The sequence below is a fragment of the Vibrio sp. 10N.261.54.A5 genome, from assembly GCF_041471145.1.
GTDB lineage: Bacteria > Pseudomonadota > Gammaproteobacteria > Enterobacterales > Vibrionaceae > Vibrio > Vibrio crassostreae_C.
Genome location: NZ_JBFRNU010000062.1, coordinates 1 through 977 on the forward strand (window position 1 = coordinate 1; position 977 = coordinate 977).

Consider the following 977-nt stretch of genomic DNA (forward strand, 5'->3'; position numbering starts at 1 on the left):
TTATTGGAATAATAAAAAAGGTCAAATTTTATTCAGATAATTGAAGAATAATGATTTGGTATGTACACTCTTAGGCATAGACATATCGCAAGGATGGATCATTATATGCAAACAGAAACACCACCAGTTCAAGGGGATACACCGACTCTCCGACTTTTTGCACTATTAGAGGTGATAGCGCAAAAAGACGAGTTTATTTCTCTTCAAGGATTAGTCGAAGAAACTGGACTGCCAAAACCTACGCTGCACCGAATGCTTCAGCAGTTAGAAGCGGCAGGCATTATTCAAAGAGACGGCGATGAGAAGCACTACAGCTCAGGTATTCGACTCAGAAAGCTTGCCGAAAACCTATTGTTGAATAGCACCATGCACAGTGCCCGACGCACTATTCTTGAAAACCTGAGAGCAGAAGTTGGTGAAAGCTGTAACCTAACGGCGCTATCAAGTGGCGAGATCATCTATCTTGATCGCGCAGAAACTGAAGCACCCCTTCGTTTTCATCTACACCCAGGCTCTCGCGTCCCAGTACATTGCTCAGCAAGCGGAAAACTGTTTTTGGCGCACATGTCTAAGTCACAGCGCAGACGATTAATTGAAAATGTGCCACTGACTCAATACACAGTGAACACCATTACAGACTATTCGATGTTAGAGAAAGACATCGAAGAAGCTAAAATCCAAGGCTTTGCGATTGATGACGAAGAGTTTTTGCCGGGCTTAGTCTGTATCGCCGTGCTGATCCCATCATCTACGGGTCAATCAAACCTCGGCCTAGCGATACAAGCGCCTGTAATTCGAGTCAAGCCTGATGAAGCGATAAAGTACCTACCCGCTCTTCAGAAAGCCGCAAAAGCGCTAGCGAAAATAGAGTCTGATAATTGGAGTCAACAATAGGTCATTTTCTTAGACCGCTTCGAGTGGCTATCGCTTCGAAAGCAACAACTTAAGCACTAACGAACTAACGAGCTAACGAGCTA

Annotated in this window: 1 protein-coding gene; it reads left to right on the forward strand. The window is 44.3% G+C overall.

The genetic code is table 11. The features are described 5' to 3' along the window. Positions 1 to 105 precede the first annotated feature (105 nt). Entirely contained in the window at positions 106 to 894 is a 789-nt protein-coding gene (locus tag AB4329_RS18880) for an IclR family transcriptional regulator (RefSeq protein WP_004731927.1), read from the forward strand. The last annotated feature ends 83 nt before the right edge of the window (positions 895 to 977 follow it).

Bases quoted from the DNA above. Each gene is read 5' to 3' on its own strand.
- AB4329_RS18880 (WP_004731927.1), top strand. From the start codon at position 106: ATGCAAACAGAAACACCACCAGTTCAAGGGGATACACCGACTCTCCGA.